Source organism: Planosporangium thailandense, from assembly GCF_011947195.1.
Classification (GTDB): Bacteria; Actinomycetota; Actinomycetes; order Mycobacteriales; family Micromonosporaceae; genus Planosporangium; species Planosporangium thailandense.
The window spans coordinates 1-613 of the sequence record NZ_JAATVY010000092.1 but is presented as its reverse complement, the minus strand read 5'-3'; the positions used below and the strand labels follow the sequence as shown (position 1 = coordinate 613).

Annotated in this window: 1 protein-coding gene; it reads right to left on the bottom strand. The window is 71.8% G+C overall.

Translation table 11 applies throughout. The features are described 5' to 3' along the window. Positions 1–613 (bottom strand): hypothetical protein (locus tag HC031_RS32270; protein ID WP_205863519.1); only part of this gene is annotated, 613 nt, incomplete at both ends.

Below are 613 nucleotides of genomic sequence, written 5' to 3'. Positions count from 1 at the left end.
TGGGAGAGCTTGAGCAGGTACGCCGACCGGGCCCGCTCGTCGGCTTCCTGGGCGGCGGCGCGGTAGGCATAGGTGAGGGCGAGCGCGGGCATCGCCATGAACGGCAGCAGCATCGGGGCGTACAGGCCGATCTCGGTCGTGGTCAGGCCCGTGGCCAGCGTCCCGATCGCCATGTACGCCGACAGCCGCGCCTCGGAGCGGATGACGCTCCACCGCGACACGCCGGTGACGAGGCTCAGGATCGCCGCCATGCAGCAGAGGTTGACCGCGGTGAAGGCGGCGCTGCCGAGCAGCACGCCCGCCAGCGCGCGGGCGGTCAGCGTACCGGGAGTACCGCCGACCAGGTGGACGACCGCGATCAGCGCGGACATCGAGGCGGCGAAGTTGCCGAGGTTGAACAGGACCTTCACCAGTGGCCGGCGCCGTACCGCGAGGGCGACCACCTGCCCGAGCACTGCGGCCAGCAGCGCCTGGCGGGGCGGCAGCAGCAACACGTCGACGATGAGGGCGGCCTCGTAGAGGCTGAGCGCCTCGACGGCGTCTCCGTGGCGGAGCCGGACCAGGGTGACCTCGGCGAGGAACGTCAGGACGGTCAGACCGGCCAGCATCCAGG